The sequence below is a fragment of the Paenibacillus periandrae genome, from assembly GCF_022458865.1.
Taxonomy (GTDB): Bacteria; Bacillota; Bacilli; order Paenibacillales; family NBRC-103111; genus Paenibacillus_S; species Paenibacillus_S periandrae.
On the sequence record NZ_JAJNMU010000178.1, the window covers coordinates 1 to 278 of the forward strand.

Annotated in this window: 1 protein-coding gene; it reads right to left on the reverse strand. The window is 48.6% G+C overall.

Annotated elements, in window-relative coordinates; all coding sequences use genetic code 11:
* A partial coding sequence (locus LRL21_RS45125) for a transposase (RefSeq protein WP_240422244.1) occupies window positions 1-278 on the reverse strand: 278 nt, incomplete at both ends.

The window sequence follows — 278 nt, forward strand, 5'->3', positions numbered from 1 at the left end:
GGTGTTTCTTCACAACGAGGGGGTCAAACTCGCCTTGGCGATCCCGCGGGACTTGAATTTCTTGTTCGCCGTATTCGCTCGTGATGGTTTTTTTGCTTTTACCGTTACGGCTGTTCGGGGTCTGTTTGTTCTTCGTATCATACTTGTCGTAGCCTAACTGGGTGTCCATTTCCGCTTCCAGCATTTCCTGCAGGGTTTCAGCAAATAGATCCTTTAAGGCGTTTTGTGCATCTTGCGCGGTGACCAGCTTATTCTCCTTTATGAACTGACGAAGCTGT